At 72.6% G+C, this 24,957-nt stretch carries 22 protein-coding genes and 1 other RNA gene; 8 read left to right on the plus strand and 15 right to left on the minus strand.

Annotated elements, in window-relative coordinates; genetic code table 11:
• Positions 1-51 precede the first annotated feature (51 nt).
• The 8 genes from GA0070620_RS16415 to pruA all read right to left on the minus strand — a co-directional run bounded on the left by GA0070620_RS16415 (position 52) and on the right by pruA (position 7,154).
• Positions 52-522 (minus strand): hemerythrin domain-containing protein, encoded by a 471-nt coding sequence (locus GA0070620_RS16415; RefSeq protein ID WP_091591895.1) that lies wholly within the window; start codon positions 520-522, stop codon positions 52-54.
• A gap of 178 nt (positions 523-700) precedes the next feature.
• Positions 701-1,076, minus strand: a transfer-messenger RNA (tmRNA) gene (ssrA, locus tag GA0070620_RS16420).
• 104 nt (positions 1,077-1,180) lie between these two features.
• Entirely contained in the window at positions 1,181-1,660 is a 480-nt protein-coding gene (gene smpB, locus GA0070620_RS16425) for an SsrA-binding protein SmpB (RefSeq protein WP_091591898.1), read from the minus strand.
• A 153-nt stretch (positions 1,661-1,813) separates the two neighbouring features.
• A complete protein-coding gene (gene ftsX, locus GA0070620_RS16430; RefSeq protein ID WP_091591901.1) occupies positions 1,814-2,689 on the minus strand; it encodes a permease-like cell division protein FtsX in 876 nt (291 codons plus the stop codon).
• A 67-nt stretch (positions 2,690-2,756) separates the two neighbouring features.
• A complete protein-coding gene (gene ftsE, locus GA0070620_RS16435) occupies positions 2,757-3,437 on the minus strand; it encodes a cell division ATP-binding protein FtsE (RefSeq protein ID WP_091591903.1) in 681 nt (226 codons plus the stop codon).
• 118 nt (positions 3,438-3,555) lie between these two features.
• Complete coding sequence (gene prfB, locus GA0070620_RS16440) at positions 3,556-4,677, minus strand: peptide chain release factor 2 (protein WP_091591905.1); 1,122 nt, start codon at positions 4,675-4,677, stop codon at positions 3,556-3,558.
• 121 nt (positions 4,678-4,798) lie between these two features.
• Entirely contained in the window at positions 4,799-5,314 is a 516-nt protein-coding gene (locus tag GA0070620_RS16445) for a PadR family transcriptional regulator (protein WP_091591908.1), read from the minus strand.
• 211 nt (positions 5,315-5,525) lie between these two features.
• Positions 5,526-7,154 carry an L-glutamate gamma-semialdehyde dehydrogenase gene (gene pruA / locus GA0070620_RS16450; protein ID WP_091591910.1) on the minus strand — a complete coding sequence of 543 codons (1,629 nt, stop codon included), beginning with the start codon at positions 7,152-7,154 and terminating at the stop codon, positions 5,526-5,528.
• Between the two features lie 304 nt (positions 7,155-7,458).
• Between pruA and GA0070620_RS16455 the strand changes: the two genes are divergently transcribed.
• On the plus strand, positions 7,459-8,550 hold the full coding sequence (locus GA0070620_RS16455) for a hypothetical protein (RefSeq protein ID WP_091598847.1): 1,092 nt from the start codon (positions 7,459-7,461) through the stop codon (positions 8,548-8,550).
• Between the two features lie 45 nt (positions 8,551-8,595).
• Here the strand turns inward: GA0070620_RS16455 and GA0070620_RS16460 are convergent, their stop codons facing one another.
• Positions 8,596-9,105: a DUF6912 family protein gene (locus tag GA0070620_RS16460; RefSeq protein WP_091591912.1), complete on the minus strand. Its 510-nt coding sequence runs from the start codon at positions 9,103-9,105 to the stop codon at positions 8,596-8,598.
• A gap of 194 nt (positions 9,106-9,299) precedes the next feature.
• On the opposite strand from GA0070620_RS16460, the gene GA0070620_RS16465 reads away from it, so the two are divergent.
• A complete protein-coding gene (locus GA0070620_RS16465) occupies positions 9,300-9,548 on the plus strand; it encodes a helix-turn-helix domain-containing protein (RefSeq protein WP_172836445.1) in 249 nt (82 codons plus the stop codon).
• Between the two features lie 100 nt (positions 9,549-9,648).
• Positions 9,649-10,245, plus strand: a complete 597-nt coding sequence (locus tag GA0070620_RS16470) for an Rv3235 family protein (RefSeq protein WP_091591916.1) — start codon at positions 9,649-9,651, stop codon at positions 10,243-10,245.
• A gap of 229 nt (positions 10,246-10,474) precedes the next feature.
• Here GA0070620_RS16470 and secA read toward each other — a convergent pair whose 3' ends face one another.
• Positions 10,475-13,399 carry a preprotein translocase subunit SecA gene (gene secA, locus GA0070620_RS16475; RefSeq protein ID WP_091591918.1) on the minus strand — a complete coding sequence of 975 codons (2,925 nt, stop codon included), beginning with the start codon at positions 13,397-13,399 and terminating at the stop codon, positions 10,475-10,477.
• 169 nt (positions 13,400-13,568) lie between these two features.
• Between secA and GA0070620_RS34050 the strand changes: the two genes are divergently transcribed.
• Positions 13,569-14,777 carry a GNAT family N-acetyltransferase gene (locus tag GA0070620_RS34050; RefSeq protein WP_091598850.1) on the plus strand — a complete coding sequence of 403 codons (1,209 nt, stop codon included), beginning with the start codon at positions 13,569-13,571 and terminating at the stop codon, positions 14,775-14,777.
• The gene (locus GA0070620_RS16485) at positions 14,774-15,919 is read left to right on the plus strand and encodes a GNAT family N-acetyltransferase (RefSeq protein ID WP_091591920.1); all 1,146 of its coding nucleotides are present in this window, start codon (positions 14,774-14,776) and stop codon (positions 15,917-15,919) included. Before GA0070620_RS34050 ends, GA0070620_RS16485 begins: the two co-directional genes overlap by 4 nt.
• 30 nt (positions 15,920-15,949) lie before the next feature.
• Here GA0070620_RS16485 and hpf read toward each other — a convergent pair whose 3' ends face one another.
• The 5 genes from hpf to mtrA all read right to left on the minus strand — a co-directional run bounded on the left by hpf (position 15,950) and on the right by mtrA (position 21,820).
• On the minus strand, positions 15,950-16,588 hold the full coding sequence (gene hpf, locus GA0070620_RS16490) for a ribosome hibernation-promoting factor, HPF/YfiA family (protein WP_091591922.1): 639 nt from the start codon (positions 16,586-16,588) through the stop codon (positions 15,950-15,952).
• 250 nt (positions 16,589-16,838) lie between these two features.
• Positions 16,839-17,504: a ComF family protein gene (locus tag GA0070620_RS16495; protein ID WP_091598853.1), complete on the minus strand. Its 666-nt coding sequence runs from the start codon at positions 17,502-17,504 to the stop codon at positions 16,839-16,841.
• A 47-nt stretch (positions 17,505-17,551) separates the two neighbouring features.
• Positions 17,552-19,363 (minus strand): LpqB family beta-propeller domain-containing protein, encoded by a 1,812-nt coding sequence (locus tag GA0070620_RS16500; protein ID WP_091591924.1) that lies wholly within the window; start codon positions 19,361-19,363, stop codon positions 17,552-17,554.
• Positions 19,360-21,117, minus strand: a complete 1,758-nt coding sequence (gene mtrB, locus GA0070620_RS16505) for an MtrAB system histidine kinase MtrB (protein WP_091591926.1) — start codon at positions 21,115-21,117, stop codon at positions 19,360-19,362. Before mtrB ends, GA0070620_RS16500 begins: the two co-directional genes overlap by 4 nt.
• A 13-nt stretch (positions 21,118-21,130) precedes the next feature.
• On the minus strand, positions 21,131-21,820 hold the full coding sequence (gene mtrA / locus GA0070620_RS16510) for an MtrAB system response regulator MtrA (RefSeq protein ID WP_091591928.1): 690 nt from the start codon (positions 21,818-21,820) through the stop codon (positions 21,131-21,133).
• Between the two features lie 208 nt (positions 21,821-22,028).
• Between mtrA and GA0070620_RS16515 the strand changes: the two genes are divergently transcribed.
• From GA0070620_RS16515 to GA0070620_RS16525, 3 genes are read left to right on the plus strand one after another with little or no spacing between them, the layout of a single operon-like run.
• The gene (locus GA0070620_RS16515) at positions 22,029-22,868 is read left to right on the plus strand and encodes a hypothetical protein (protein ID WP_091591931.1); all 840 of its coding nucleotides are present in this window, start codon (positions 22,029-22,031) and stop codon (positions 22,866-22,868) included.
• On the plus strand, positions 22,865-23,524 hold the full coding sequence (locus GA0070620_RS16520) for a DUF4129 domain-containing protein (RefSeq protein WP_231921821.1): 660 nt from the start codon (positions 22,865-22,867) through the stop codon (positions 23,522-23,524). Before GA0070620_RS16515 ends, GA0070620_RS16520 begins: the two co-directional genes overlap by 4 nt.
• The gene (locus tag GA0070620_RS16525) at positions 23,521-24,939 is read left to right on the plus strand and encodes a DUF4350 domain-containing protein (protein ID WP_091591933.1); all 1,419 of its coding nucleotides are present in this window, start codon (positions 23,521-23,523) and stop codon (positions 24,937-24,939) included. Before GA0070620_RS16520 ends, GA0070620_RS16525 begins: the two co-directional genes overlap by 4 nt.
• The last annotated feature ends 18 nt before the right edge of the window (positions 24,940-24,957 follow it).

The following is a 24,957-nucleotide window of genomic DNA, read 5'->3' on the forward strand; positions in this document are numbered from 1 at the left end:
GCGCTCAGCCCGGCCACCGGCCGGCGCCCGCGGATCGGGTGACGCCGACGCTCAGGTCTCGCCGCCGAGGTCGGTCTCGTACGCCTGCCAGAGCAGGTCGGCGCCGCGCTGCCGGTGTCGGGCCAGCGCGCCGAGCAGGTGGGCGGTGAGACCGCGCAGCTCGTCCGCCGGCGTGTCGGGCAGCTCGACGGCGCGCTGGAGGGTCGCGACCATCGCGGCGATCACGGCGTGTTCCCGGGTCAGCCGACGCACCCCGCGGTCGAGCCGGGGCGCCTGCGCCAGCAGCTCGGCGTAGAGGCCGCCCGGGCCCTCGGTGGCCCGTACGTGGGCCGCGAAGCCCCGCCGAACCGGCGCCAGCCGGATCATCGCCCGCTGCCGCCAGCAGGGCTCCCCCGCCGGATCAGCGAGCGCCCGGTCGAGCACCCGCAGGTCACCGAGGAGGGAGACCGGGTGCGGGCGGACGGCGGGCGGCCGGAGCGCCCCGGGAACGGCGGACGGTTGCCGGATCGGTTGGGTGACCATGGGACACCTCCCGCGCTGCGTCAGACCGCGTACGCCGATGGTGAACCCACCGCTGCCGACTGTCCAGGTGCCGGGGGCGCCTCATCCGTCCCATCAGCCCCGGCTGACCCGCCGGCCACTGCTGTCCCAGGAAACGACTGTGCGCCCCGGTCCGGTGGACCGGGGCGCACAGGTCAGGTGGTGGAGGTGCCGGGAATCGAACCCGGGTCCTTCGCCGGTTTGTCAGGGCTTCTCCGAGCGCAGCTCGCTATGCCTCTACTCGGCCCCACCGCTCACGCGAGCAAGTTGGTGTGACGGGCCCAGTCGCTGATTGATCTCGCCGCACGGACCCCGCGACCGGGTCCGATTGGCCAGCCTTCTAGCTGATGCCGGCTAACTGGGACGAAGGCGTTCCCAGGCCGACAGACTCGCTACTCGCCTCAGGCGGCGAGAGCGAAGTCAGCGCGATTGTTCTTGGCGCTTATTGGTTTCCGACGACCGATTCTCGAGACGACGTCGGCTTCCTCGGCTCGCTTCCCCTGTCGCTGCGTACGAAGTCGAAACCAGTCACCCCCTCGACAGGCCACCGATGTGGCGGCACTGACAAGCCTAACGCTTGGCACAACCTGTTTCATCCCGAGCCCCGGGCCGGCGCGCCGACCCAGGCGAACAGGACAAATCAGTCATCCATTCCCTTGCCACGCCGGCCGCTGACCCGGGCGATCTCCCGCTCCGCGTCCCGCTTGGCGAGGTCCTGCCGCTTGTCGTACGACTTCTTGCCCTTGGCGAGAGCGATCTCCACCTTGGCCCAGCCGTCCGAGAAGTAGACCTGCAACGGCACCAGCGTGTGCCCGCCCTCGCGGGTCTTGCCGATCAGCCGGTCGATCTCCAGCCGCTTCAGCAGCAGCTTCCGGGTACGCCGGGGCTCGTGGTTGGTCCAGGTGCCCTGCGTGTACTCCGGGATGTGCATGCCGTGCAGGTAGAGCTCGCCGTCGCGCTCCTGCGCGAAGGCGTCCACCAGCGAGGCACGCCCCGCGCGCAGCGACTTGACCTCGGTGCCGGTCAACGCCATGCCCGCCTCGTACGTGTCGAGGATGGCGTAGTCGTGCCGCGCCTTGCGGTTGGAGGCGACGACCTTGCGTCCCTTTTCCCGTGGCATCGGCGCCACCTCCCTTCCTGGTCACGCCGGCGGACGGGAGGACCCGGTCGCGCGGCGGAGATCATGCTACCCGAATGACAAGGGCCCTCCCGCGCCGTTTATTCCTGGCGCGGGAGGGCCCCGACGACGAGACCGGGACGACCCGTACGGCGACTAGACCCGCAGGTAGAACCGGAGCGTGACCCACGCGGTGACCGCGCTGACCAGGCCACCGATCAGGGCCATGAACGGGAAGACGAACAGGATGTCGCCCCAGCTGACCGGGGACAACAGGCCCTGGAGCGCCTGTAGTGAGCCGTCGAAGAGCAGGTACTTCGCGAGGATCAACGCCACCAGACCGAGCAGTGCGCCGATCAGGCCGGCGACGACCGCCTCCAGCACGAACGGCGCCTGGATGAACCAGTTGGACGCGCCGACGAGCTTCATGACGGCAACCTCGCGCCGCTTGCTGTACGCGGCCACCTGGATGGTGTTCGCGACCAGCAGCAGTGCCGCGATGGCCATCACGATCGCGGCCGCCAGCGCGATGTTCTGGATGGCGGTGAGGATGTTGAAGATCTTGTCCAGCAACCGGCTCTGGTCGACGATCTCGTCGACCCCCTCGGTGTCCTTGTACTGGTCGTAGATGTCCTTGTACTGCTCAGGGTTGACCAGCTTCAACCGGAACGACTCGGGCAGTTGGTCCGGCTTCACGGCGTTCACCAGGTCGGGCGCGTCCTGGTACATCTCCTTGAAGCGCTTGTACGCCTCGTCCTTGTTGACGTACAGGACCTCCTTGATCAGGGGGTCGCTCTTCAGCTTGCCGTCCAGGTCGGTGCGCTGCTGCTCGGTCACCTCCTGGGTCAGGAAGATCGAGACCTCGATGTTCTTGTAGTAGAGGTCCTTCATGTCGTCGACCTGGCGGTACATGAGACCGCTGGCGCCGAGCATGGTCAGCGAGACCGCCATCGTGATGATCATCGCGATGGTCATGGTCACGTTGCGCCACAGTCCGACCAGTACCTCGGACAGGACGTATTTCACGCGCATCGGGATTTCCTCCGGGTCTCCGGCATGAGGTGTTCGTCGTCAGTCAGGCGGCGGGGTGGAGTTCAGGTCACCCGTAGACGCCGCGGGCCTGGTCGCGCACGATGCGGCCGCTCTCGATCTCGATGACGCGGCGGCGCATCTGGTTCACGATGTTGGAGTCGTGCGTGACCATCACGACGGTCGTGCCGGTGCGGTTGATCCGGTCCAGCAGGCGCATGATCTCGATCGACGTGTCCGGGTCCAGGTTTCCGGTCGGCTCGTCGGCCAGCAGGATCAGCGGGCGGTTCACGAAGGCCCGAGCGACGGCGACCCGCTGCTGCTCACCACCGGAGAGCTCGTGCGGGTAGCGGTGCTCCTTGCCACCGAGCCCCACCAGCTCCAGCACCTCGGGGACGACCCGGCGGGCGACCGCCTTCGTCTTGCCGATCACCTCGAGGGCGAACGCGACGTTCTCGTACGCGGTGCGGTTCGGCAGCAGCCGGAAGTCCTGGAAGACGCAGCCGATCGAACGCCGGAAGTGCGGTCGCTTCCACGAACGCATCGACGTGACGTCCTTGCCGTTCACGACGACGCGACCCTTGTTGGGGCTGACCTCGTGCAGCAGCATCTTGATGATCGTGGACTTGCCGGAGCCGGATGGCCCGATGAAGAAGACGAACTCGCCCTTGTCGATGGAGACGGACACGTTGTCGAGCGAAGGCCGGGACGCCTTCGGGTACGTCTTCGTCACTTGCTCAAGCTGAATCACGGGTGATGAGTCTACGCGGTGTAACCGAGGAGCCAAGTCCCACGCCCCGCCGAAGCGGATCGCGTCATCGATTTAGTGGGTTGTGCCGAGATCGATGACGCGCTCCGCCCGCGGACCGTCACGCACTGTCGCCGGCAAGCTCTCGCTGTTTGCGCCAACGGATCCCGGCTTCGATGAAGCTGTCCAACTCGCCGTCGAAGACCGCGCTCGGATTGCCGGTCTCCTGCTCGGTTCGGAGATCCTTCACCATCTGATACGGGTGCAGGACGTACGACCGCATCTGGTCGCCCCACGAGCCGGCGGCGTCGGTCTTCAGGCCCGCCATCTTGGCCTGCTCCTCCTGGCGCTTGCGCTCCAGCAGCCGGGCCTGGAGCACCCGCAGCGCGGACGCCTTGTTCTGCAGCTGGGACTTCTCGTTCTGGCAGGTCACCACGATGCCGGTCGGGATGTGCGTGATCCGCACGGCCGAGTCGGTGGTGTTGACGCTCTGCCCACCCGGGCCCGAGGAGCGGTAGACGTCGATCCGCATCTCGTTCTCGGGGATGTCGATGTGGTCGGTCTGCTCCACCACGGGCAGCACCTCGACGCCGGCGAAGCTGGTCTGCCGGCGGCCCTGGTTGTCGAACGGGCTGATCCGGACCAGCCGGTGGGTGCCCGACTCGACGCTGAGGGTGCCGTAGGCGTAGGGGACCTTGACCGTGAAGGTGGCGGACTTGAGGCCGGCCTCCTCCGCGTACGAGGTCTCGTAGACCTCGGTCGGGTAGCCGTGCCGCTCGGCCCAGCGCAGGTACATCCGCAGCAGCATCTCGGCGAAGTCCGCCGCGTCGACACCGCCGGCGCCGGCGCGGATGGCCACCAGGGCCTCCCGGGAGTCGTACTCACCGGAGAGCAGCGTGCGGACCTCCATCTCCTGGATGGCCTTGGCCAGCCCGGTGATCTCGCTCTCCACCTCGCCGAGCACACCCGGGTCGGACTCCGCCTCGGCCAGTTCCAGCAGCACCTGGGCGTCGTCCAGCCGGGAGCGGAGGCTGCCGAGCTTGTCGATCTCGCCGTTGACGTACGACAACTGGGACGTCACCTGCTGCGCCTTGGCCTGGTCGTCCCAGAGGTCGGGGGCGGAGGCGGCCTCCTCGAGGCGGGCCTTGTCCTCACGCAGCCGGTCAAGGTCGAGCACGGCCTCGATGTTGCGCAGGGTGGCGTCGAGTTCCTTGAGCTGTTCGGCGTAGTCGGCAGCGGTCACGACAGACAAGACTACTGCGCGGGCCGGCGGTGGGCGTGCGAGGCCCGCGGTCGCCGACGGAAAACCGCCCAGGTGACGCCGGCCCGGTGGCGGGCGACCCCGGGGACGGACCGGTGGAAGATCACCCGACCGGGGCGGTTTTCAGCCAGGTCAGCGCGGCCTTGTGGTAGGCGACGGCGAACTCCAGGGCGCTGGCGTCGTACGTCTCGCCCTCCTTCTTGGCGTTCTTGACCTGCTCCCGGACCTGCGCGAGGGCCTCGGTGTGGTACTCGTTGGCCGACGCGTACAGGTTCTTCAGCTGGCTGGGCGAGTGCAGCTGACCGAAGGCCATGCGCAGGGCGATCGGGTTCCGGATGGTGTCCCGGCCGGGGTTCTCGGCCAGCCACTTCGAGAACGTCCGTTTTCCGGACGCGGTGATCGCGTACGGCTGGCTCAGCCGCGGCCCGGGCTTCCCCATCCGGACCAGGCCCCGCTCGGCCAGCACCGGCAACTCCCGGTAGACCTGGCTGCGGGTCATCGACCAGTACGGCGCCAATCTGCGCTCAGCGGCGGCCATCAGCTGGCCGCCTGTCATCGGCCCCTCGTGGAGCAGCCCGAGGAGGGCCGCCGCCGTGGGGTTGACTCCGGAATCCGCCATGGGCATTACGCTGCCACTTTGCCGTCGCGCCGTCCAGGATTTCACGGTTTGCCACCCGACAGGACTTCCAATGTGCACTGTCGGCCGACGACAGTCCGTTGAGGACCATCGATGGCTGGGTGGGCGCGGCCGACCCGTCGGGCCCCGGACACGACCCGGGGCCCCCGTCCCTCCCCGCTGAGGGAGAGACGAGGGCCCCGGCCGGCGCGGGTCAGCCCATGTGGGGGTACGCGTGGTCGGTCGGCGGGACGAACGTCTCCTTGATCGTCCGCGGCGACATCCACCGCACCAGGTTGTGCCACGAGCCGGCCTTGTCGTTGGTGCCGCTGGCCCGGGCGCCGCCGAACGGTTGCTGCCCGACCACCGCGCCGGTCGGCTTGTCGTTGATGTAGAAGTTGCCGGCCGCGTACCGCATCTTCTCCGCGACCGCGTCGACCACCCGACGGTCCGTCGCGAAGATCGACCCGGTCAGCGCGTACGGGGCGATGGACTCCGCCTGGGCCACCACCTCGTCGAAGCGGGAGTCCTCGAACACGTGCACGCCGAGGATCGGGCCGAAGTACTCGGTGGTGAAGGTCTCGTGCCCGGCGTCGGAGCACTCGAACAGCGTCGGCCGCACGAAGTACCCCACCGAGTCGTCGGCGGTGCCGCCGGCCAGCACCCGGCAGGTGTCGTCACCGGAGATCAGCTCCAGCGCGGCGGTGTGCCGGGCGAACGCCTTGTCGTCGATCACCGCGCCGCCGAAGTTGCGGAAGTCGGTGACGTCGCCGTACGCCAGCGAGTCCGCCGTGGCGGCCAGCCGGTCGCGCAGGCCACCCTCCCAGATCGACCGCGGGACGTACGCGCGGGAGGCCGCCGAGCACTTCTGGCCCTGGTACTCGTAGGCGCCCCGGATCAGCGCGGTGTGCAGCGCGTCCACGTCGGCGCTGGTGTGCGCGACCACGAAGTCCTTGCCACCGGTCTCGCCGACCAGGCGGGGGTAGCCCCGGTAGCGGGCGATGTTCTCACCGACCGTCCGCCACAGGTGCTGGAAGACCTTGGTCGACCCGGTGAAGTGGATGCCGGCCAGGTCCGGGTCGGCGAGGACCACGTCGGAGACCTCCTCACCGCGCCCGGTGACCATGTTGATCACACCGGGCGGGAGGCCGGCCGCCTCGAACAGCCGCATCGTGAAGTGCGCGGCGAACTGCTGCGTCGGGCCCGGCTTCCACACCACCGTGTTGCCGAGCAGCGCCGGCGCCGACGGCAGGTTGCCGGCGATCGCGGTGAAGTTGAACGGGGTCACCGCGTAGACGAAGCCCTCCAGCGGCCGGTGGTCGAACCGGTTCCAGACGCCGGCCGACGACAGCGGCTGCTCGGCGAGCAGCTTGCGGGCGAAGTGCACGTTGAAGCGCAGGAAGTCGATGAACTCGCACGCCGAGTCGATCTCCGCCTGCACGGCCGTCTTCGACTGGCCGAGCATGGTGGCGGCGTTCAGGGTGTCGCGCCACGGGCCGGAGAGCAGCTCGGCCGCGCGCAGGAAGATCGCCGCGCGCTCCTCGAACGGCAGGGCCCGCCACATCGGGGCCGCGTCCTTCGCCGCCCGCACCGCCGCGCGGGCGTCGTCGTGGGTGGCGTGGCCCGTGACGCCCAGGACGTGGGCGTGCTTGTGCGGCTGCACCACGTTGATCGACTCGCCGCCGGCCATCCGCTGCTCGCCGCCGATGGTCATCGGCAGGTCGATCCGCTCCGCGGCCAGCTCGGTCAACCGCCGTTGGAGCCGCTCCCGGTCGGCGCTGCCCGGCTCGTAGGTGCGTACCGGCTCGTTGCGCGGCTCGGGTACAGAGAACACGGCGTCCATGAAGGCTCCTGGCGATCTCGACTGCGGTGGCGGAACCGGACCCGCGGGCACCGACCGGACGGCCGGACGCCGCACACCACCCCGGGATGACCGGCCACGGCGGCGGGACCTGCCGAGATTGTTCCACGCGCCGGTGACCACCCCACCGCCCCCGTACGCGCGTACGCCCTCGTCCGGAGCGCCGGCACCGGCACGGATCGACGGAGGTCGGCCGGTCCCGGCCGGGACGGTGCGTGCGGAGGACGGGAAGCGCGGGCGGCTAGGCTGGATGGCCGGTGACGTGCCGACCCGCGAAGGGAAGACGATGACCAAGCAGCCCGGCGGTTCGACCGCCGCGGAGCCGGACCGGCCCGTGGTCGGCGACACCGACGCCACCACGCCGGCCGAGACCGTCGCGACGGCCGGCGCCCCCCCGGCGACCGCCGACGAGGCTGCCCACGACGCGGCCGACACCGACGATCTCGGTGACGCCACCGAGCGCCGGCCGTCCGCGCCGGCCGTCGCGGTGCTCGCCCTGCTCGCGCTGGCCTGGCTGGCCGCGATGCTCTGGTCCACCCGCGAGGTGATCCACTCCGCGTCCGCCGGGGTCACCGCGATCAGCCTCTCCGCCTTCGCGTTGCCGGGTGTGATCTCGGCCGCCTTGGTCGCCGGCGCGGCCGTGGCCGTCCTCGGCGTCGACCTGCTCGGTCACCGCGTCGGCGAACGGGCCACCCTCCGGTTCCTCGCCGCGACCGGCACCGGCGTGCTCATCGGGCTCGCCGCCGCGGTCGTCGTCAACCTCACCTACGCCGACAACTCGATCACCAACGTCATCGCGGGCACGACGGCCGCCGCCGCGATCATCGGCGGCGCGGTGGCCGGTGCCCGGAGCACGCCCGTGGTCGGTGCCGTGGTCGCCGCCGCGCTGGGCACGCTCGTGTTCGTGGTCGCGTTCAGCCGCGCCCGCGACCCGCTCTTCGACCTGTTCGGCGCCGGGGACACCCAGCAGTCGATGGTGGACGCGGCCAAGTGGGTCTCCCGCACCGAATCCCTGCTGGCCGGTCTCGTCGCCGGGCTCCTGGCCTTCGGCTACCTGACCTGGGCGCGCCGCCGCGCCGCCGCCCGTGGCGCCACGAACCCGCCACGCTGGCCCGCGTACCTGCTGGCCGGCGCCGGGCCGGGCCTGCTCCTGCTGCTGGCCGAGGTCATCATCCGGGTCGGCGGGCGTTCGCTGCTCGACCTGGCCAGTGCCCTGAGCGAGGCCGACGCGGTGGCCCAGACCAGCCTCGGCACCTCGCGGGTCGACAACGGCATCTGGGTGCTCTTCGTCGGGGCGCTCACCGCGCTGATCGCGTTCGGCCGGACGCTCGGACCGACCCGCCAGGACGAGGAACCCGCCGAGAACGAGGCGGGCTGAGCCTTCCGAACCGCTGCCCGGGCGCCGGGCTGCCCGGGTGCTGGCTCAGGAGACGGAGCGGAGCAGCAGCTCCAGCTCGGTCGGGTCGTACCACTCCAGCTCGTGGTCCTCGGCGCCGTCGACGGTGAACTGCGCGTCCGGGTCACCGGCGAGCGCCTCGACCACCACCTCGGCGGCCGCGGCCACGTCCTCGACCGCCTCGGCGCCGTCCACGTGGATCGCCGCGACGGCACGCAGCGGCACCGCGCCGGCCAGAGCCACCGTGCTCGACCCCAACTCCTGGTCCGGCCGTCCGACCGCCGAGGGCGCCAGGTCGACGGAGACGACGACCCGCCGCCGGGGCGCCGCGGGGTCGGCCCGGAGCAGCTGCAACGCGTCCTGGGCGGCGCGGGTGAACGCGACGTACTCCAACTCCTCCTCGTCGCCCTCGGCGTACCACTCGCGCAGCGACGGGGTCACCGCGTGCCCCTCGGCGGCGGTGAGGCCCTCGTCGCGCAGCCGGGCCAGCATGGGTACGGTCGCCGGCACGTACACCCGGACAAGCTCGTCGGTCACCGGTCGTCTCCCCGCTCAGGTCCTCCACCGGCGTCCGCCGGCCCGGGCGCAGATCATGCCGTACGCCGTGACCGTCATACACCTCGCGTCCCGGCGGCGGAAGTTCCGGGCCGGTGTGTCCGGCAGGGTCGCTCCGGGCGCCACCGGTCGCCCGCTGGGTTGTGCCGACGGACGATGGCAAACTGAGGCAACCGATGCCAATCGAGGGAGTTTCCGTGGAGCCGAGGTTCCTGCTGCTGTCCGACGTGGCCGCCGAGCTGAACGTGTCGGATTCGCAGGTCTACCACATGGTGCGCAGCGGTGAACTGCCCGCGATCAAGATCGGCGGGCGCGGCCAGTGGCGCGTCGAGCGCGCTCGCCTGGAGGAGTACATCCAGCGCAAGTACGACGAGACGGCCGAGTGGGTACGCGGCAACCCCCTCACCGAGCGCGACGTCGAGTAGGCCCAGGGCGCCGTCACGCCATTGACCGATGGCACTGCGTAGCCGAGAATGGGGGCTGTCGAAGGCAAACGAAGGCAAACGCAAGATCGGGGAGCAGTCGATGACCGACATCCGTCGCCCCGGGCCGACCCGGCCCCCCATCCGACTGCGCCCGGCACCGCCGCTCGACCCGCCCTTCCACGACGACGACGGCGCCTGGCCGGCACCGACGCACGGGCAACTCGCGCTTGACCTCTTCGCGACCGGGCGACCCGACTCCGGCCGCCCACCGGACCGCCGCGCGGGGCTGCGGCCGATCCCCGCCGGCCCGGGGCGACAGCCGACCGCCCCGCTGCCGCGCGCCGCCCTGGTGACCGCCACCCCGGAGGCGACCCGGGCCGCCCACCGGTTCGTCGGCACCTGCCTGGAGGTGCTCAACGGCTACCGACCACCGGCCCAGCTCCGACCCCTGCTCGACCCCACCCGGGCACACGACCTGCTGATGGAGCTGGCCGGCGCCGCCACCCGCGTCGCCCCGACCCGCCGCCGGTCCACCCGGCCCGGCGTCCGGCTGCGCCGCCTGCGCGCCGGCGAGCCCCGGGACGGCGCGGTGGAGGTCGCCGCGGTCCTGGCCGGGACGGGCCGGCACTGGGCGATGGCCCTGCGCCTGGAACACCGCCGGGGCCGCTGGCTCTGCACGGCCCTGCGGGTGCTGTGACCCGGCCCGACCGGCGGGCACGTCGGGTCGACCCTGACCAGCGGCGTGCGCGGGCCGGAACGCGACGTGCCCCGGTCCGCGGACCGGGGCACGTCGAACGAGAAACGCCCGGGGCGTCCACCTGGATCGGTCGGTGGACGCCCCGGGTCTCCAACCCGTTCCGGATGACGCCGTCGTACTCGTCAGGGCCGCGTGGCGGCGGGACGGGCCCGCCGCCGGCGGCGGGTGATCAGTTGCCGCCGTTCGGGGCGCCGTGGCAGCGCTTGTACTTGCGGCCGGAGCCGCAGGGGCACGGCGCGTTGCGAGACGGTCCGTTCCCGGCCTCCACCTGACCGGTGGCGGCGGTGCGGCGGGCGGAGTTGCCGGCGACCGCCGGCCCGCTCAGCCCGCTCGCGGGGCGCTGCGGGGCGGTCGGGGCGGTGCGCCCGGGGCCGGCCGGAGCGGCCGGCTGCGGACGCCCGACACCGAGCGCCGGAGCCTGCTGGTCGGTCTGCGCCAGGGTGGGGGCACCCCGGCCCGCCTCGCCGTCGACGGCCGGGGCGGAGTATTGCAGCGGCTGCTGCTGCGGCGCCCGGTTGAGGCCCTTGGCCCGCAGCTCCACCGGCTTGTCCAGCAGCTGGACCTCTTCGGCCTCCGGCTCCGGCTCCGCGACCTGGACCTCCAGGTTGTAGAGGAAGCCGACCGTCTCCTCCTTGATGCCGTCCATCATGGTGGCGAACATGTCGAAGCCCTCGCGCTGGTATTCCACCACCGGGTCGCGCTGGGCATAGGCGCGGAGGCTGATGCCCTCCTGGAGGTAGTCCATCTCGTAGAGGTGCTCGCGCCACTTCCGGTCGATGACCTGGAGCAGGACCATCCGCTCCAGCTGCCGGACGGCCTCCTCGCCGAGCTGCTCCTCACGCCGGTCGTACGCGGCGTGCGCGTCCTCCTTGAGGCGGGCGATCAGGAAGTCGGCGTCCATCCCGGCACGCGAACCCCCGGCCTCCTCCTCCAGCTCGTCGATCGTGATGCCGACCGGGTAGAGCTGCTTCAGGTTGGACCAGAGCTGGTCGAGATCCCAGTCCTCGCCGTAGCCCTCCGAGGTGGCGCCCTGCACGTACGCACCGACGACGTCGTCGATCATGTTGCGGACCTGGTCGGACAGGTCCTCGCCGTTGAGCACGCGCAGCCGCTCGGCGTAGATCACCTGGCGCTGCTTGTTGAGCACCTCGTCGTACTTCAGGACGTTCTTGCGGATCTCGGCGTTCTGGCCCTCGATCTGGGCCTGGGCGCTCTTGATCTGGCGGGTGACCATCTTCGACTCGATGGGCACGTCCTCCGGGATGTTGAAGCGCTCCATCACCGCCTCGACCGCGCCGGCGCGGAAGCGCCGCATCAGCTCGTCCTGGAGCGAGAGGTAGAAGCGGGACTCGCCCGGGTCACCCTGCCGGCCGGAGCGGCCGCGCAGCTGGTTGTCGATCCGACGCGACTCGTGCCGCTCGGTGCCGAGCACGTAGAGACCGCCGGCGGCGGCCACCTCCTCCGCCTCGGCGTCGCAGGCCTGCTTCCACTTGGGCAGGACCTCCTCCATCGCCTTGGCGTACTCCTCCTCGTTCTCCGCCGGGTCGAGGCCGCGCTGGCGCAGCTCGTTGGCGGCGAGGAACTCGGCGTTGCCGCCGAGGAGGATGTCGGTGCCACGGCCGGCCATGTTGGTGGCCACGGTGACGGCGCCCTTGCGCCCGGCCTGGGCGACGATCTCCGCCTCGCGGGCGTGGAACTTCGCGTTGAGCACCGAGTGCGGGATGCCGCGGCGGCGCAGCAGCTGGGAGAGGATCTCGGAGTTTTCCACCGAGACGGTGCCGACCAGCACCGGCTGCCCCTGCTCGTGCCGCTCGGCGATGTCCTCCACCACGGCGTTGAACTTGGCCTTCTCGGTCTTGTAGATCACGTCCGGGCGATCCTGCCGGACCATCGGTCGGTGGGTCGGGATGGTCACGACGCCGACCTTGTAGACCTTGTTGAACTCGCCGGCCTCGGTCTGGGCCGTACCGGTCATGCCGGACAGCTTCTCGTAGAGGCGGAAGTAGTTCTGGAGGGTGATCGTGGCCAGGGTCTGGTTCTCCTGCTTGATCTCCACCCCCTCCTTGGCCTCGATCGCCTGGTGCATGCCCTCGTTGTAGCGGCGCCCGTGCAGGATGCGGCCGGTGAACTCGTCGACGATCAGGACCTCGCCGTCGCTGACGATGTAGTCCTTGTCGCGCTTGTAGAGCTCCTTGGCCTTGATCGCGTTGTTCAGGTAGCCGACCAGCGGCGTGTTCACCGACTCGTAGAGGTTGTCGATGCCCAGGCGGTCCTCGACCTTCGCCACGCCGCGCTCGGTGACCGCCACGGTCCGCTTGGACAGGTCGACCTCGTAGTCGCCCTCGCCGTCCTTGCCGGGCTGGAGCCGGGCCACGACACTCGCGAACTCCGAGTACCACCGGGCGGAATGCTCGGCCGGACCGGAGATGATCAGCGGCGTGCGGGCCTCGTCGATCAGGATCGAGTCGACCTCGTCGACCACCGCGAAGTTGTGGCCCCGCTGCACCAACTCGTCCTTCGACCACGCCATGTTGTCGCGCAGGTAGTCGAAGCCGAACTCGTTGTTGGTGCCGTAGGTGACGTCGCAGTCGTAGGCGGCCCGGTGCTCGGCGGCCGGCCGGTTGGGCAGCACCACGCCGACGGTGAGGCCGAGGAACTCGTGCACCCGGCCCATCCAGGCGGCGTCACGCTGGGCCAGGTAGTCGTTGACCGTGATGACGTGCACGCCCTTGCCGGAGAGCGCGTTCAGGTAGACCGGCATGACCGAGGTCAGCGTCTTACCCTCACCGGTCTTCATCTCGGCGATGTTGCCGAAGTGCAGCGCCGCGCCGCCCATCACCTGGACGTCGTACGGGCGCTGCCCCAGCACCCGGGCGGCCGCCTCCCGGCACACCGCGAAGGCCTCCGGCAGCAGGTCGTCGAGGGTCTCCCCGTCGGCCAGCCGTTCCTTGAACTGCTCGGTCATGGCGCTCAGCTCGTCGTCGCTGAGGTTGACGTAGTCGTCCTCGATCGAGTTGACGGCGGCGGCGATGGCCTTGAGCCGACGCAGCATACGGCCCTCGCCCGCGCGGAGGACCTTTTCCAGAATCGACACGGATCAACGCTCCCCTAGACGGTCTCGAACCATCGTAGGCGCTCGCGCGGGGGGATGGTCACTGGTGGCGGCGGACCGGGGCGAGGAATCCGACATAAGGCACGGGCGACACGCGGACGGGCGGTTATCCGGTTACGCCGTGGGCGAACGGTCGGGCACCATGCTGCGAATGGAGCCTATCGAGATCAGCGAGGACGGCCTGTCGCTGCGCCCCTGGCGGGCCACCGACGCCGAGGCCGTGCACCGCGCCTGCCAGGATCCGGACATCCAGCGCTGGACCACCGTGCCCCGGCCCTACCTTCCGGAACACGCCACCGGGTTCGTCACGGACATCTCCGGACGGGCCTGGGCGGAGGGGACGGGAGCGCCGTTCGCGGTCTGCGACGCCGCGACCGGGGAGCTGCTCGGCTCCTGCGGGCTGATCTCGATCGACGGCGCGGCGGGCTCCGGGGAGATCGGCTACTGGACGGCTCCCTGGGCGCGCGGCCGGGGCGTCACCGCCCGCGCCGCCCGGGCGGTCGCCCGCTGGGCCTTCGACTCGCTCAAGCTGCGCCGCCTGATCTGGCAGGCGGAGGTGGGCAACCACGCGTCCCGGTTGGTCGCGCTGCGCGCCGGGTTCCGCGTCGAGGGGCGGCTGCGGCTCGCCGACCCGGCCCCGGACGGCCGCCCCGACGGCTGGATCGGCTCGCTGCTCCCCGGCGAGGTGCCCGCCCCGGGCGAGCCCGGCCCCGCCGGCCCCGGCACCGTCGAGGCCCTGCGGGCGGCCGTCTTCGGCCGGCCCCAGCCCGTCCTCTTCGCCACGGCACGCGCCACCGCGGACCCGGCCAGCGCCGGCGCCGCGCGGGCCACCACCACCTCGGGCTTCACCGACCTGCGGCTGCGGCCCATGGAGGAGCGCGACCTCGACGCGATCGTGTCGACCTGCCGGGACCCGGACACGATTCGCTGGACCACCGTGCCCGACCCGTACGCGCGGGCCGACGCCGAGGACTTCCTCGACTTCGTCCGGGGCGCGTGGGCGGCCGGCACCAGCGCCGACTACGTCTTCACCGACTCGGACGACCGGTACGCCGGCTCGATCAGCCTGCGGCTCTCCCCCGCCGACCCGCTGCTGGCCGACGTCGGCTTCATGACCGCCCCCGCCTTCCGGGGCCGGGGCTACCTGCCGGCCGCGCTGACCGCGCTCTGCGCGTGGGGGTTCACCACGCTCGGTCTGGCCCGGATCGAGTGGCGCGCCAACGTCGGTAACGCCGCCTCCCGGCGCGCCGCGGAGAAGGCCGGTTTCCGGTACGAGGGCACGGCCCGGGGCGGGCTGTCCCACCGCGGCGAGCGGATCGACGCCTGGGTGGGTGCCCTGCTCGCCGAGGACCTGGCGTGACGCCCGAGGTCATCGAGTCCCACGGGGTGCGGCTGCGCCCGTTCCGTCCCGAGGACGCCGCGGACGTGACCGTCGGCTGCGCCGACCCGCTGACCCAGCGCTTCCTCCCCGGGCTGCCCACGCCGTACACCGAGGCGGACGCGCGACGGTGGATCACCGAGGGCGCCCCGGCGGCGTGGGCGGCCGGCGGAGCCGCGTACGCGATCGCCGACCCGGCGACGGACCGGCTGCTCGGCACGGTGGGGCTGAGTCACGCCGACGCCTACCGGGGGCAGGCCGAGATCGGCTACTGGGTGATGCCGGCGGCACGCGGGCGTGGTGTCGCCGTCGCCGCGACCCGGGCCCTGAGCGGGTACGCCCTCACCACCGGGACGGTCCGGCTGGAGCTGCTCACCCGCGAGGAGAACACGGCCAGTCAGCGGGTCGCACTGGCGGCCGGGTTCCGCTTCGAGGGCGTACGCCGGTCGGCCGGCCCGTCGCGCGACGGTGGCCGGCATGACCTGCTGGCCTGGGTACGCGTCGCCGACGACCCGGCCGGGCCCACCGCGCGGCGGCTGCCGGACCTGCCCGACGGGCGGCTGACCGACGGGGTGGTGACCCTGCGCCGGCTGGCCCCGGAGGACGCGGACGTGATGTACGAGCTGCACAGCCGGCCGGAGGTGGTGGCGAACCAGGCGCCGCCGGTGCCGCCGGAGCGGGCCGCCGTCGAGCGACGCTGCCGGGTGTCGGAGAGCGGCTGGCTGCTCGGCGAGATCGCCCGGATGCTCATCCTGGACGCGGCGACCGGCGCGCCGGCGGGCAGTTGCGGCCTCTCGGTCAGCGACCCACGCGCCGGTGAGGGCACGATCGGCTACGCCCTGCTGCCGGACTGGCGCGGGCGCGGGTACGCCAGCCGGGCGGTGCGGCTCATCGCCGGCTGGGCGTTCGGGCCGGCCGGGTTCGCCCGGCTCGCCGCCGGCACCGTGCCGGAGAACGTCGCATCGCACCGGGTGCTGGAACGGGTCGGCTTCCGCCGCGAGGGGCTGCTCCGCGGGCGGCTGCCCGGCCCGGCCGGCACCAGGGCCGACGACCTGGTCTTCGGCCTGCTCCCGGAGGAGTTCGCTGACGAGGGACGCCGGGACGGGCTCGGGGAGCCACGGTGACCACCGTGGCTCCCCGAGCGGCGTCGCGGGTCAGGTGGCCAGCGAGATGATGCCGTAGTCGTAGGCGTGGCGCCGGTAGACGACGCTGGGGCGGCCGGACTCCTTGTCCTGGAACAGGTAGAAGTCGTGGCCCACCAGTTCCATCTGGAACAGGGCGTCGTCGACGGTCATCGGCTCGGCGGGGTGCACCTTCTCCCGCGCGATGTGCCAGGGCTGGTCGTCGTGCTCGTCCTCCTCGACCCGCTCCGCGACCGCGGTGGCCGTGGCCGCCCCGTCGCTGAGCACGCCCAGCGGGTCGGCGCCCAGGTCCGCGACCGGCAGGCTCGCCGTGGCCGCGGCGACCGAGAGCGGCGCGTGCCGTCCCCGGTGTACGCGTCGGCGGTCGGCCGCCCGGCGGAGCCGGGTGTCGAGCTTGGCGATGGCGGCGTCGAGCGCGCTGTAGAAATCGTTCGTGCAGGCCTCGGCCCGGATCACCGGGCCCCGGGAAACGCAGGTGATCTCCACCCGCTGGCAGTGGTCGGCCTGGCGCGGATTGCGCTCGTGAAACAGCTCGACATCGACTCGAATGAGTTTGTGGTCGTAGCGTTCGATCTTGGCAAGTTTCTCGGCTACGTGCACCCGGTAATGGTCCGGCACTTCGACATTTCGGCCCTTGACCACGATGTCCACGTGACCTCCCTCGTTCGGACGGTCCTCGATCCGGCAACCCGGTCGCTCGCCCCAGGGGGAGGGCCCCGCTCGGCGTCGACCGGTCAGTGCGGCTACGCCTCCTTTCACCGCCGGGGGCGGGTGGAAAGACCTCCTACCCCCGACAGCAAAACGCTAACTCCTGTTCTCCGGGCCGTCACCCCTGGTTGTAAGAAGAGACCAGGATTTTTCACAGCTCATACACCAACGGGTGAATCAGAAACACGAACGGTTACGCCGGTACTCGCTTCTGCGTCGCCGCGAGCACCGCCGTGACGGTGGGTGTGCGGCCGCTCGCGAGGAGCGCACGGCTGGCGGCGGCCAGCGTGACCCCGGTCGTGACGATGTCGTCGAGCACGACGAGCACGGCGTCGGCGGCGTCCGGACCGAGCCGGGCCGACCGGGGCCGGAAGGCCGCCGCCGCGGCGGCGGCGCGGCCGGCGCTGTCCAGCGTCACCGAGTCCGGCCGGGGCAGGGCCCGCAACGGGCGGAGAACCCGTACCGGCCAACCCGCCACGCGCAGCCGCTCCGCGCAGTGCCGGGCCAGCCGGCCGAGGTGGTCGCCATAGCGGGCGCGGGCCGCCGCCGCGGTGTCCGGCACCGGCACCAAGGCCAGCGGCCGGGCCGAACCGACCGCGGTGGCGACGACCTCGGCGAGGAGCGCGCCGAGCGGCCGGGCCAGCCCGTGCCGGCCGTGGTCCTTGTACGCGAGCAACGTCTCCCGCAGGGGACCGGCGTACGGGCCGAGGGCGAAGCAGGGCGGCAGGCCCGGCGGGGCGGGTGTGGGCCGGACCGGCCGGGGTACCAGCGCGTCGAGCGCGGCGACGCACTCCGGGCACACGCCGTGTCGCAGACCGGCCCGGCGCTCACGGCAACCGGCGCAGTCGGCGGGCAGCACGAGGTCGTTGAGGTCCGCCCAGAGCCCGCCGAGGACACCCACCGGCGTCAGAAGAGGAAGAAGGGCGCGGACACGTCTGCGGACTGCCCCTCGGACGACGGCGTCGGGACGTCCCTGACCTGCTCCCGCGCGATCCGCCCGATGGGGCTGCTGCGGTAGGCGACCCCGTTCGCCTCGTACATGAAGGCGCCGGCGGGGACCTTGATGGTCCGGTTGGTGGGGTACGCCGACAGGTGGGTCACCTTCGCGCCCACGTCGTCCTTCAGCGGGGTCTGGAGCGCGCCGTCCACGCTGATCTCGTAGATCGCCGGGCGCCCGGCCGTGCCGGCAACGACGAGCCGGTCCTCGCCGGCCCAGTCCACGGCGGAGAGCCCGGTCAACGAGGTGGCCACCCGGCGGGGCGGCCCGACCGCGACCTGGCCGTCCACGTTGACCGCCGCCACGTAGAGCGAACCGCCGACGATCAGGGCGATCCGCTGGCCGTCGAGGGACGCGGCGACCGCGGTCACCTCGCCCGGCGGCAGGTCGAGCACGACCTGGCTCATCTTCGCGTTCTGGTCGAACCGGTAGAGCTTGCCGTCGGCCACCACCAGCCCCTGCGGCTGGTGCGGATCGGTGGCGCGAAGCCAGACCGGACGACCGATACTGCGGTGCTCCGGGCCCTTCGTAAAGATCGTCACCGGGCTGGCCCCGGTGCCGACGTTCAGGCGCTGCCGACCGTCGGACGCGCTCACCACCAGCGCGGCGAGAATCTGTTCGCTGGTGCGGGTCATCCCGGCCGACACCACGTCCCGGTTGCTCTCCGGGCGCACCGGCACCGGCCCGCTGGGCTCGCCCCCGAGGTCGAGCGGACGGATGACGCCCTCGTAGACGCAGAACCGCTGCGGGCCGTCGACCAACTCGTAGAGCTTGTGCGACGCCCTGCGCTGCGCGAGGTCCTGCGCCGGCAGGGCGTTGTTGCGGATCTTCAACTCCAGCTCGCCGTCCAGCTCCGGCAGCGACCACGCGAGCTGCGTGACGAACTGGTCGATCCGCCCCTTGTCGTCACCGGACATGTCCAGGTTGACCTCCCACCGACGGTTTCCGCCGGTGGCGTTGTTGATCAGCTCGGTCCGGTCGGGGAGACCCACCACCCCCGGCCGCAGCCAGTCGGACGGGCCACCGACCAGCCACTTCACCACCTCGTTGAGCCGGCGCTCGTCGGGCACGGCCAGTGGCAGGTAGCGCTGGTCCGGCACGAGCCGGGTCCGGTCCGAGTTCCAGAAGTAGATCGACTGGCTCCGGTAGTAGTCCTGCAACGCGATGTCGCTGAGCAGCAGGACGTTCGGCGGGTCGAGGACGAACAGGCCACCGGCGTCGTCCCCCGGGCTGTCCGGGGAGGCGCTGCGCAGCCGGAACTCGTACCGCTCCTGGGTGGATACGGGCGGGACCAGGGTGCCGTTCGACCGGAGCAGGCCGACCTGCTGCACGGCGATGCTCACCGTCGTGGTGCCGTCGCTGTTGCCGGTGAAGGCCGGACGGTCCGACGGCCGCACGACGGTCAGCGCGACCTCACTGCCCTGCTTCTCCTGGAGCTTGCCCCGGTGCTCGGGGGCGACGAACTGCTTCACCCGGTAGTACGCCCGGTCCGGCTCGCCCGCCGCCGCGGAGAGGAAGTTGCGGACGAACGCCTCCGCGTCCGCGCCGCTGGCCGTACGCACCGGCGGCTCGTTGCGCCAGCCGGCGACCGAGCCCGACTCGGTGGCCGGCCCCCGCCGACCGTCGACCTGCACGTCCGTGCGCTGCGGGATGCCGCAGCCGGTGAACGCGGCGACGGTCAGCGCGCCGCAGAGGGCGCCGGCAACCAGGCGTCGCCTCACGACCGCACCTCCGTCCGACTGGTCGGGACGTCCGCCGCCGGACCCGACATGATCGCCAGCGTGCCGCCGACGCCGGGGCCGATGGCCAGCGGCCCGCCGTCGCGGGGACCGCCGAAGGGCAGCCGGGCGTCGTCGGGCACCAGGCGCAGCGGCGAGGTGGTCAGCCGGTCGCCGGCCCGGACGGGCAGCGTCAGCCGGAACTGTGCGCCCTGCCCCGGCGCGCCCCAGGCCTCCAGCCAGCCGCCGTGCAGCCGGGCGTCCTCGACGCTGATCGACAGGCCGAGCCCGGTGCCGCCGGTCTGGCGGGCCCGGGACGGGTCCGCGCGCCAGAACCGGTTGAACACCAGCTTCTCCTCGCCCGGCTTCAGACCCACACCGTGGTCGCGCACGGTGATCGCCACCGCCGTCTCGTCCATCCCCAGCGTGATCAGCACCGGCCGGCCCTCGCCGTGCTCCACGGCGTTGCCGACCAGGTTGCGCAGCACCCGCTCCACCCGGCGCGGGTCGACCTCGGCGATCACCTCGGTGTCGGGCAGGTCCAGCTCGATCGGGACGCCGACCCGCTCGGCCAGCCCGGCCAGCCGCTCCACCACCCGGTGCACCACCGGCACCAGGTCGGTCGGCTCGGCGTCCAGCATGGCGAAGCCCGCGTCGAAGCGGCTGATCTCCAGCAGGTCGGTGAGCAGCTCCTCGAAGCGGTCCAGCTCGGCCTGGAGCAGCTCGGCGCTGCGCGCCACCGCCGGGTCGAACTCCTCGCGCTCGGCGAAGATCAGGTCGGCGGCCATCCGCACGGTCGTCAGGGGCGTACGCAGCTCGTGCGACACGTCCGAGGTGAACCGCCGCTGCAGGCGGGACATCTCCTCCAGCCGCATGATCTGCCGTTGGAGGTTGGTGGCCATCTGGTTGAACGAGGCGGCCAGCAGCGCCAGGTCGTCCTCGCCGTTGACCACCATCCGCTGGTCGAGCAGGCCGGCGGAGAGCCGCTGAGCCGTCCGGGCGGCCACCCGCACCGGGTTCACCACGAGACGGGTGACCAGGGCCGCGAGCAGGCCCAGCAGCACCACCAGGGCGGCACCGGTGGCCACCACGGTGGCGCGGGCGTCCGCGGCCGTGGCGTCCTGCCGGGCCAGGGGCACGAGGTAGTAGAGCTCGATCTGGCCGAACCGGGTCGGCACCGGTGAGCCGTACACCAGATATTTGGTCCGGTCGCCGGTGAGCCGGCCGGTGCCGATCTGGCTGGCCACGTTGCCGTCGGCGACCGCCGCCCTCAGCTCCGGACTGATCAGGGGCTGGACGTCGACGTCCGGCGCCGTCCGGGTCTGGATCTCCCCGTGGTGCGCGGCGGTGATCGCCACCACGACGCCGCTGGTCTGCTGGGGGTCGCCGCCGGCCAGATAGTTGACCGTGCCCTCGATGGTCTCCTGGAGCTGGGCCTCCTGCGGCTGGCCGTAGAGGTAGACCTGCTTCGCGGCGTAGTCGGCGCCGCTGTTGAGCCGCAGCCGGACGTCGGTCTTGGCGTTCTCCAGCAGGATGTTGGTGATCTTGTCGGCGATCAGGTAGGCGAATCCGCCCACCAACAGGCTGGAGGCGACCAGCGTGATGGTGACGACCCGGACCTGGAGCGAGCGCCGCCACGTCTGGTGCACGCCGGCGATCAGCCGGGCGGCTCGCCCGAGCAGCCCACGCCACAGCTCCCCCACGGCGCCGGGCCGGCGGGGGGATGTCTCGGGGCGCGGGAGCGGGGAGGAGGCCACAGTGCGACCAAGGCTAGCCCGTGCCCGCCTTGTAGCCCACGCCCCGCACCGTCAGGATGATTTCCGGCCGCTCCGGATCCGGTTCGATCTTGGCCCGGAGCCGCTGCACGTGCACGTTGACCAGCCGCGTGTCGGCCGCGTGCCGGTAGCCCCAGACCTGCTCCAGCAGGACCTCCCGGGTGAAGACCTGACGCGGCTTGCGGGCGAGCGCGACCAGCAGGTCGAACTCCAGCGGCGTCAGCTTCACCTCCTCGCCGTCGCGGCTGACGGTGTGCGCCGGGACGTCGATGCTGATCTGGTTGCCGGGCGGCCCGATGGTCAGCATCTCCGGCGCCACGTCCTCGCCACGCCGCAGCCGCGCCCGCATGCGGGCGACCAGCTCCTTCGGCTTGAACGGCTTGACCACGTAGTCGTCGGCCCCGGACTCCAGACCGAGCACCACGTCCACCGTGTCGCTTTTCGCGGTCAGCATGACGATCGGCACGCCGGACTCGGCGCGGATGGCCCGGGCCACGTCGATACCGCTCATTCCGGGCAGCATCAGGTCGAGTAGGACGATGTCGGGGCGATTGTCACGGAAGGCGGCCAGTGCCCGTTCCCCGTCGGCGACGAAGGACGGCAGGAAGCCTTCGCTGCGCAGCACGATGCCGAGCATCTCGGCGAGCGCGGGGTCGTCGTCGACCACCAGTACCCGGGCTCTCATGGGATTAATTTTCCATCCCCATTCACAATTGTGGGACCGGCCTCAGCCGGCACGGTACCGCCGCCGGCAAGCTTGCCACAGCCTCCGGCCTCGTCGGGCTAACGCGCGCCGTCACCACCTGGGGGTCCACCCACGCGCGTCGGGCGTGACACCATGATCCCCGCGGGCGCCGTCGGGCGCCACCGTCGCTCGTCCCCCAGGAGTACGCGTGCCAGACGCCGGCCCGGTCGCCGTGCTTCCGCGCCGCCCGCTCACCGTGGGCGAGCTGCTGGACTCGGCCGTCCTGCTGCTGCGCCAGCACGCCCTGGTGCTGGTGCCGACCGCCGCCGCGCTGGCCGCCGCCGAGCAGCTCCTCCTGCTGCCCCTGCGCGTGGCCGCCGACACCACGCCCCCGATCTGGTGGCTGGCCGACGGGCGGCTCGCCGCGTACTGGCTGCTGCTGGCCGTCGGCGCGGCCACCGAAGCCGTGATCATCGCGCTGCTCGGCAACCCGGCCGCCCGGGCCGCGGGCGGCGCGCTGCTCGGGCGTACGCCCCGGGCCCGCGACCTGCTGCGGCCCCGCGCCGCGCGGTGGGGCGCCACGCTGGCGCTGGCGCTGGTCGCCGGTGCCGTGATGTTCACGGCCGCGCTGTTCGGGCCGGCCTGGTTCGTGGGCTTCGCCCTGCTCGGCGCGACCGTGCCGGTGCTGGTCGTCGATCGCGCGCCGGCATCCCGTGCCCTGCCGCGCGCCGCCGGCCTGGCCGTCCGCGGCGGCGCCCGAGCCGGTCTCGTCCGGCTGCTCGGCTACCTCAGCTGGTGGATCCTCCGGGTCGGGCTGGCGTGCGGGGCTATCTTCGGGCTGGCCGCCCTCGACCTCCTCGGCCCCGCCTGGGACGTGCCGGTCGCGCTGGTGGTCTGGGCCGCGGTGAACACCGTCGCCTACCCCGCGCTCGCGTGCCTCGACGCGGTGCTGCACCTCGAGACCCGCATGCGCACCGAGGGCCTGGACATCCTGCTCTCCCGCATGCCGGCCGGCACGGACCCGGCGCTGTTGGTGGCGGACCGATGAGCTTCAGCCGGTGGTGGACCGAGACCGTCGCCGCGGTCGGCGACCACGTCCCGCTGCCGCTGCTCGCCCTGCTGCTGGTGCTGGCCGCGGCGCTGACCGGGCTGGCGTGGCACACGTTTCCGGCCTGGGTGCCGCGGCGCCTGCCCCGGTTCCGGCTGCGCCGCCCACGGTTCCCCCGGCTGCGCCGCCGCCGGCGGCCCGCGCCCGACCCCACCCCGACGGCGGACCCGACACCGGAGGCGCCCACCCCGATCGCGCCGGCCGCCGCCTACCTCTCCCTCGCCGACCGTCTCGCCGCCGAGGGCCGCTACGCCGAAGCCGTCCGGGAGCGGCTGCGCGCCATGATCGCCGAACTGGTCGCCCATCAGGTGGTTCCCCGGCAGCCCGGGCTCACCGTGCGCGAGGTCGCCACGACCGCGGCCCGCAACCGGCCGGCCACCGGCCCGACCGTCGCCGCAGCCGGCGAGATCTTCGCGGAACTCTGGTACGCCCAGCGGCCCGCCTCCGCCGACCACGACCGGCGAATGCGGGACCTCGCCGCCGAACTGCACGGCGTGCTCGGCAACCCACCGGCCGCGGCGGCGCAGGACGACGCGCCGCCCACTCCGGCGGCCGTCGTCCCACAGCAGGCCGCGGCCCGGGAGGACCGACCGTGACCGCCGCACCCCCGACCGCCCGTGCGGCTGCCACGCCCGGACCGGCCCGCCCCGCCGTCGCCCGCCCGACCCGGCGACGGCGCTGGCACCGGCTGGCCATCCCGTTCGGGCTGGTCGCCACGCTGATCGTCACCAGCCTGGTCACCCAGGCAGTGGACCGGGCCGACCCGGACAGCCCCGGCTACCTCTCCCCCGTCGAGACCGGGAAGCACGGCGGCAGCCGGCTGGCCGAGGCCCTGCGCGAGCGGGGCGTGACCGTCCAGCGGGAGACCGACTACACGAAGGCCCTGCTGGCCACCCGTGCGGGACCGGCCACCCTGTTCGTGCCCGCCCCCGGCCAGCTGCACCCGGATGTCGTCGCCGCGCTCAACGGGCTGCCCGCGAACACCCGCCTGGTGCTGGTGGACCCGTCCCGGCCGGTGCTGAGCCACGTCGGGCTGCCGCTGACCCGGGCGGACCGGCGTTGGGCGGCCCGCGCGGTCGGCCCGGGGACCGACGGGCGACCCTGTCCGCTGCCCGAACTGGACACGGTCCGCCGCGCGGCGGTGGAGCGCCAGCGGTACGCGTCCGACGCCCCGACCGTCGACCTCTGCTTCTCCGCCGGGGTGGCCCGGGTGGCCGGCTCGGCCGAGACCGTCGTCGTCGGGGCGGACGACCCGTTCCGCAACGACCGGATCGACGAACACGACAACCGCCCGCTGGCCGTGGGCCTGCTCGGCGTACGCGGACGGGTCGTCTGGCTCGACCTTCGCCGCCCGGTCCCGGCACCCGGCGGCGACGTGCCCGGTGAGCAGCCGGGCTCCGACGACGCGGGCGACGACGACGGCGACGGCGACGGCGGCCGGTCGGACGGCGGCGACGGAGCGCCCGGCACGCCGACGAGCCCCGACGGGGCGTCCGGCCGAGGGGACGGGAACCAGGGCTCGGCCGACCGGCCCGACCGGGACGCGTCGAACCCGCTCTGGGACGCCTTCCCACTATGGTTCTGGGCCCTGCTGACCCAGCTCGTGCTGGTCCTGCTGGTGGCCGCGCTGTGGCGGGCCCGCCGGCTCGGACCGCCCACACCGGAGCCGCTGCCGGTGACCGTACGATCCGCCGAGACCGTACTCGGTCGGGCCCAGCTCTACCGGCGTGCGGGCGCTCGCGGCCCGGCCGCCCGGACGCTGCGCGCCGCCACCCTCACCCGCGTGCTGCCGCGGCTGAACCTGCCGGCCGACGCCCCGCCCGACCGGGTGGCCGCCGCCGTGGCGGCCCGCACCGGCGAGGGCCCGGAGCCGACCGAGGAGCTGCTGTACGGCGGCGACCCGGCCACCGACCAGGAACTCCTGGACCTGGCCCAGGCGCTGGACCGGATCACCCGTACCGTCGCGGAGGCACCGCCCGGCACCGACCCGACCGAAGGAGGACCCCGGTGAGCCGACCCACCGGAACCA

It is taken from the genome of Micromonospora krabiensis (genome assembly GCF_900091425.1).
Lineage (GTDB): Bacteria > Actinomycetota > Actinomycetes > Mycobacteriales > Micromonosporaceae > Micromonospora > Micromonospora krabiensis.